Origin of the sequence: Planktothrix sp. (assembly GCF_046067725.1) — a bacterium.
GTDB lineage: Bacteria > Cyanobacteriota > Cyanobacteriia > Cyanobacteriales > Microcoleaceae > Planktothrix.
Map to the genome: position 1 here is coordinate 1 of NZ_JBJUDF010000251.1, position 6,368 is coordinate 6,368.

Annotated in this window: 6 protein-coding genes; 3 read left to right on the forward strand and 3 right to left on the reverse strand. The window is 42.6% G+C overall.

The window, feature by feature from the left end; genetic code table 11:
• Positions 1 to 271: 271 nt before the first annotated feature.
• The 3 genes from pstA to pstS all read right to left on the reverse strand — a co-directional run bounded on the left by pstA (position 272) and on the right by pstS (position 3,669).
• Positions 272 to 1,171, reverse strand: a complete 900-nt coding sequence (gene pstA, locus ACKPEB_RS15635) for a phosphate ABC transporter permease PstA (RefSeq protein WP_408965862.1) — start codon at positions 1,169 to 1,171, stop codon at positions 272 to 274.
• A 108-nt stretch (positions 1,172 to 1,279) separates the two neighbouring features.
• The gene (pstC, locus tag ACKPEB_RS15640) at positions 1,280 to 2,236 is read right to left on the reverse strand and encodes a phosphate ABC transporter permease subunit PstC (RefSeq protein ID WP_408965863.1); all 957 of its coding nucleotides are present in this window, start codon (positions 2,234 to 2,236) and stop codon (positions 1,280 to 1,282) included.
• Positions 2,237 to 2,490: 254 nt separating this feature from the next.
• Positions 2,491 to 3,669: a phosphate ABC transporter substrate-binding protein PstS gene (pstS, locus tag ACKPEB_RS15645; protein ID WP_408965864.1), complete on the reverse strand. Its 1,179-nt coding sequence runs from the start codon at positions 3,667 to 3,669 to the stop codon at positions 2,491 to 2,493.
• 605 nt (positions 3,670 to 4,274) lie between these two features.
• Between pstS and bioB the strand changes: the two genes are divergently transcribed.
• The 3 genes from bioB to ACKPEB_RS15660 all read left to right on the forward strand — a co-directional run.
• Positions 4,275 to 5,393 carry a biotin synthase BioB gene (bioB, locus tag ACKPEB_RS15650; protein WP_408965865.1) on the forward strand — a complete coding sequence of 373 codons (1,119 nt, stop codon included), beginning with the start codon at positions 4,275 to 4,277 and terminating at the stop codon, positions 5,391 to 5,393.
• A 19-nt stretch (positions 5,394 to 5,412) separates the two neighbouring features.
• Positions 5,413 to 5,997: a biotin transporter BioY gene (locus tag ACKPEB_RS15655; protein ID WP_408965866.1), complete on the forward strand. Its 585-nt coding sequence runs from the start codon at positions 5,413 to 5,415 to the stop codon at positions 5,995 to 5,997.
• A 90-nt stretch (positions 5,998 to 6,087) separates the two neighbouring features.
• The coding region (locus ACKPEB_RS15660; RefSeq protein ID WP_408965867.1) for a signal peptidase II at positions 6,088 to 6,368 on the forward strand (281 nt) is incomplete at its 3' end.

The following is a 6,368-nucleotide window of genomic DNA, read 5'->3' on the forward strand; positions in this document are numbered from 1 at the left end:
CAGTGACTCTATTTTTATAAATGTCTAAACAAACACCCCGAACCGCCTTAAAATCACCGTAGTAGATATCAATATTTTCCGTCTTGATCACGGTTTCCATTTCCACTGGGGCATAGTGATGCACATCGTACATGAGAAAAACTCCTTAAACTATAGAATAAAGCCGAAATTTAACATCAAAATTAAGTAGTTTAATGAATTAATCAATACTAATTCTGATGACAGGTGAAAACGACCCTAGGAAAAACGATCCTAAGTTAAAACTTTCAACCTAAAACTGTTTTTGACGAGTTGCAAACCGAGCAATGACGCTCGTTAATAACACTAAAGCCACCAAAACCAGGGATGCAGCCCAAGCAAACTCCTGTAGAACTTTATCAAATCCTCTAGCAAATTCATAGACCAAATAAGCCAGGGAGGGAAGGGTTGGAGACAAAGGCCCTTTAGGCCAATTATTAGTGTAAACAACGGTAAATAACAGAGGTGCAGTTTCTCCCGCCGCCCGGGCGATGGCTAAGGTGACTCCGGTTAAAATCGCAGGTAAGGCAGCCGGAAGAACCACTTGTAAGGCGGTTTGATAATTAGAAGCTCCCACTCCCACAGAAGCCCAACGAATTTCTTGGGGCACAATTTGTAACGCTTCATCGGTAGTACGAATAATCGTCGGTAACATCAAAACCGACAGAGCAATGGCACCTGCTACCACTGAAAAGGTACCCATTTTTAACACAATTAAACTGTAAGCAAACACCCCCGCAATAATTGAAGGAACACCACTTAAAACGTTGGTGATAAATCGAATCCAACGCACAACTTGACCATTACCGCCAAATTCCGAGAGAAAAATTGCTGCTAAAACACCAACGGGAACCGCAATAATGGTGGCAATTGTAACCACTTGAATTGTTCCGAGAATAGCGCTGGCAATGCCTCCAGTTGTTTGACCTGCCACTGGCGGAAGCTGGGTAAATAAATCTAAATTTAATCGGGCTGCTCCCTTGACAACAACATAATACAAAACTGCAAAAAGCGGAATCAAAGTAATGACCAGACAAGCAGATGCAATCCCAGTCATCAGCAGTTCAAACAGGTGACGGGAACTTTTAGAATTACGAATTAAACTCAAGCCTTGACTGCCAGAATAGTTCGGATTTTTTGATAGATTTGACATAAAAAATACTCAATTTTTCCAGCTAATTAGATTCTTGAAGATCGAGTTTGTACAGATTTTTAATTTTTCATAAATTACTGAATTAACTCGCATCTTCTTCAATCTCCGTTATTGGTATTTAGCCTTAACTTGATTCACAATCCACTCTGCAGCAATATTAACTAATAAGGTCAGAGCAAATAAAACTAATCCTGCATACATCAAAGCCGAAACTTGTAAACCCGATGCTTCAGGAAATTGATTCGCCATCAAAGATGCAATCGTATTCGCTGGAGCAAATAGAGAAATTTTGAGATTATTTGAGTTTCCAATAATCATCGTAGCTGCCATGGTTTCTCCCATAGCTCGTCCCAGACCCAGCATAATTCCCCCCACAATTCCAGAAAATGCTGCTGGAATTAAAACCCGAAAGATCGTCACCCAACGAGTTGCTCCTAACCCCAAGGATGCTTGACGTAAATCTGGTGGTAAACTCGCTAATGAATCCCTCGCAATCGCGGTAATAATCGGCAGAATCATAATAGCTAAAATCACACCTGCTGGAAACATTCCAGGGCCAGCCGGAGGGGTACTAAAAAATGGAATCCAGCCTAAATTTTTATACAGAAACATCTGAAAGGGTCTTAAAAATGGAATCAGAACAAAGATTCCCCACAGACCATAAACCACACTGGGAATCGCCGCCAACAATTCCACCAGAAACGTTAAAGCAGTCCGAATCGAAACTGGGATAAAATCCTCACTTAAGAAAATCGCAGTTCCTAAACCTAAAGGAACAGCAAATAATAACGCAATGAATGAACTGACCAGCGTCCCATAAATCATGGGAAACGCACCATATTGATTGTTAACCGGGTTCCAAGCGCTACCGAATAAAAATCCTAACCCAAACTCTTGAATGGCTGGAATGGCTTGTTGAGCAATGGGAAAACCCAATAATAATAAAACAACAACAATACCCCAAGCCATCAGGCGTGTTAGCCAGACAAACCCTTGATCCAGGGCTTTTTCCATCGGGGAACGAGATGGAGGAATTCCTGTTACATTGTGATTAGGTAAAACCATACATTAGATATTATACACTATTAATCGTTTCGGATTAACCAATTGAATCTCAATTGCCTCCAAGGTTGTTCAGTAAAACCTGAAAATTCCTAGATCAAATCCGGTGGTAGGAAAGGGTTAAAAACCTTGGAATCTGCCCCTTTCCACCTGCTTCAGAGTTGAGTTGAGCAGATCGCTTCTTAACACAACCCCTTGTTAATCAAGTTCAGGATTGAGATTTCCATCCCAGACTTAAAACCGTTTTTAGCCATGGACTATTCAACTTTAATTGTAAAGTCTGGGCTAATTTGATCGGCTTTTTCCGCCACTTTTTTAACAACGGCGGCTGGTAGAGGTACATACCCCAGTTCAGGACTAATTTTTTGGCCTTCAGTTAATCCATATTGAATCATGGCTTCAACAGACTTGGCAACTTCAGGATTATCATATTTTTGATAAGCCATGATCCAAGAGTAGGTGACAATCGGATAGGAATCAGCACCATCAGGATTGGTGATAAAAGCCCGTAAATCTTCGGGTAATTCCACAGCTTCCAAGGTTTTTGCTGCTGCTGCATCCGTGGGTTTGACAAAATTTCCGGCTTTGTTTTGCAAATCGGCCATTTTCAAGTTAGCCGTTTTCGCATAACCATATTCCACATAACCAATCGCCCCAGGAGTTTGATTGATTTGAGCCGTTACCCCATCATTGCCCTTGGCTCCAATTCCAACCGGCCATTGAACGGTTTTACCTTCCCCAATACTATTTTTCCACTCTTCACTCATGGCGCTTAAATTTTTGGTGAATACCCCTGTGGTTCCACTACCATCAGACCGATAAACAACTTGGATGGGTAAATCAGGTAGGGTGATACCCGGATTATCTGTAGCGAGTGCCGGGTCATTCCAGTTGGTGATTTTACCTGAAAAGATATCAACTAGATTTTGTTGAGATAATTTTAATTCAGCTAAATCAGGAACATTATAAGCTAACACAATACTTCCGGCCGTCATCGGGAGCATTAAAACTCCGTTGGCGACTTTAGAGATTTCATCATCTTTCATGGCGACATCACTGGCGCCAAACTGAACCAACCCTTGAACAAATCGTTCTACCCCGGCACCACTACCAACCGATTGATAATCGATTTGTAGGTTTTTGGTTCCGCCACTAATATCACTGAACCACCGTTGATACAAAGGAGCCGGAAAGGTCGCACCTGCCCCCACTAAGTTTACAGGTTGTTCCAAACTAATTAATTGAGCCGCACCAGAGGTTGTATTGGGGGCGGTGGTGTTGGTGGCGGTGGAGGTTCCCTCTGTACCTGTTGTCGGAGCCGTTGTGGTGGTGGTATTCGACCCACCACAGGCCGCTAAACTCAAACTCAGGGCTAAGGCTGAACATTGAGCAACAAACTGACGAGAGCGATTAAGAGAACTGAGACGGAATAGCATAAAAAAAATCAATGTGTTGTTAGAGTCGCTACCGTAGAGAATACCGTCTCTGTAACAAGTTCAGGTAAAGGAAAGGTTAAGGATTAACCCAAAAAACCCGGATTATCAAGCTGGAGGTTAATGCTTAAGCGTCTTCTGTATGCTTTGGTGATACAATAACTCAGTTTGGATAAATGGCAGTTCCAGCTTGACACACCTCGCCCTATAAGTGCGAGGATTCTTTAGAAGGAGATAACCCGATGGTCATTGCTCGAACCACAACTCCCAAAACCCTTCTTAGGCGTGTTCTAGTGTCGTGCGACAGGCGATGCCAATTGCCTCTACTCTCTCGCCCCGAAGGGTCTGAGCCTACTTTTAAGTCGTTTTTTACTCACTCGCTTAATCGTTTCTGCTTGTGGGGGCTAGAACTAGAGTGTCAACACTGGTTCAACCATTTCGGTTAAACGCCCTTTAACTAGAGCGTCCCACCACTGGGAATCTCACCCGTCAATTAAGGTCATCGTGGCTTTAATTATTCTAATCCTAGTTCAAATTAATGCAAAGCCGTCCTAGAAGAGCTTGCCCTGAGCTTGTCGAAGGGACGGGGTTTCTACCCAAAATTTTCGATGATCAATGTAGTTACAGCACAGCCCGCCCTTAACCGTTTCTCTTCCGACGGTGATTTGGGGTTGGAAGTTCCTCAGCATTGGGAAACTTTAGAAGACCTGCAAACTTGGCTCAATCGTTTAGTTGAGGGGATTATATCCGGCTATCCCATCAGCCGAGAGGCAGCCCTAGCTCTAAGCCATCTTCAAGATCAAGAACAAATTCTCTTACTGTGTCAAGCCGCTGATCAAGTCCGTCAAGCTTGCTGCGGCAATACCGTTGACCTGTGTAGTATTGTTAATATTAAATCAGGGAACTGTTCGGAAAACTGTGGTTTTTGTTCCCAATCGGCTCATCATCCAGGTCAAGATTCTCCGATTTATGGGTTAAAGTCCTCTGATGAAATTGTAGCCCATGCCAAAGCGGCAGCCGAAGCGGGAGCGACGCGGTTTTGTTTAGTCTCCCAGGGACGAGGAATTAAATATAATAGTCCGAAATCTTCAGAATTTGAACAAATTTTAGAAACCGTTCACCGGATTATTGAAGAAGTCAAAATTAAACCTTGTTGTGCGTTAGGAGAATTAACTTTAGAACAAGCTCAAGCCTTAGCTGAGGCAGGTGTGACCCGTTATAACCATAATTTAGAAGCTTCAAAAGCTTTTTATCCCCAAGTGGTCACCACCCATACGTGGGAAGATCGGGTACAAACGGTCAAAAACTTGAAAGCCGCAGGAATTCAAGCTTGTACAGGTGGAATTATCGGGATGGGAGAAACCTGGGAAGATCGGATTGATTTAGCTTTCTCCTTAAGAGAGTTAGAAGTAGAGTCTGTTCCGATTAATTTATTAAACCCCCGCTCAGGAACGCCGTTATCTGAAAACCCAAAACTTGATCCCTATGAAGCCTTAAAAGCGATCGCCATTTTCCGTTTAATTCTGCCGCAACAAATTCTCCGTTATGCCGGAGGACGGGAAGCCATCATGGGAGAACTGCAAGGGTTAGGCTTAAAATCCGGTATTAACGCCATGTTAATTGGTCATTACTTAACGACATTGGGTCAACCGCCTGAACAAGATCAAGCGATGTTAGCATCCTTGGGACTCGTCGGCGGTGAAGCTCCTGTTCCTCGTTTTTCCTAAAGGCTCACCCTTGTTTGTTGTGACGGCTCCATTTGAGTTTCTCTGGGCGATTATCGGTGTTTTATTAACGATTGGTGGCACTTTTTTAGAAGCCTTTGTCACCGATCCTTCTTGGCTATGGCAACGAGAAACGGTTGAAGTTCATTCTTTAGGGGTGACTTATCAAATTGGGGCCGTTTTGTTAGTGGGTTGTTTGGGCGGAAAAAATGCAGCCGCCATGTCCCAAATTGCTTATCTGGCTTTAGGATTAACGGTATTACCTGTTTTTTCAGAAGGTGGAGGTATTGATTATTTAAAAGAACCCACCTTTGGCTATTTATTAGGGTTTGTTCCGGGGGGATGGATTTGTGGATTTTTAGCGTTTAAAGCGTTACCCAAATTAGAATTATTAGCCTTTAGTTGTTTATGTGGATTATTAACAATTCATAGCGTCGGGTTAATTTATTTAACCTTAACTAGCTTAATTCATGGAGTGATTGCCCCAGGAATTCTCCTTTCAGAAGCCATTGAAAAATATTCCCTCCAACCTCTACCCGGTCAGTTAGCTGTTAGTTGTGCCGTTACCGTTTTATCTTATATTTTAAGGAGATTAATGTTTTATTAAAACAAACAGTAACCCAAATCAGTTAATAGTTTATAACGGATAACTGATTATGGGTGGGAGAACCCTGCCCCTACAATTGATAACTCATTCATGCCATTGAAAAAAAATTCTTATTTTTGGATCGTTGCCGTTGCCAGTTTAATTTTGGATCACCTGACAAAATTCTGGGTGGTACAACATTTTGAACTGGGAGAAACCTTACCTCTTTTGCCAGATGTTTTTCACTTAACATTCGTGACTAATACTGGGGCGGCGTTTAGTTTATTTCGTAACGGGGGTGTCTTCTGGTTACGTTGGCTATCATTATTGGTGAGTCTGGGATTAATGGCAATGGCTTGGTTTGGCCCCCGTTTTAATCGTTGGGAACAAGT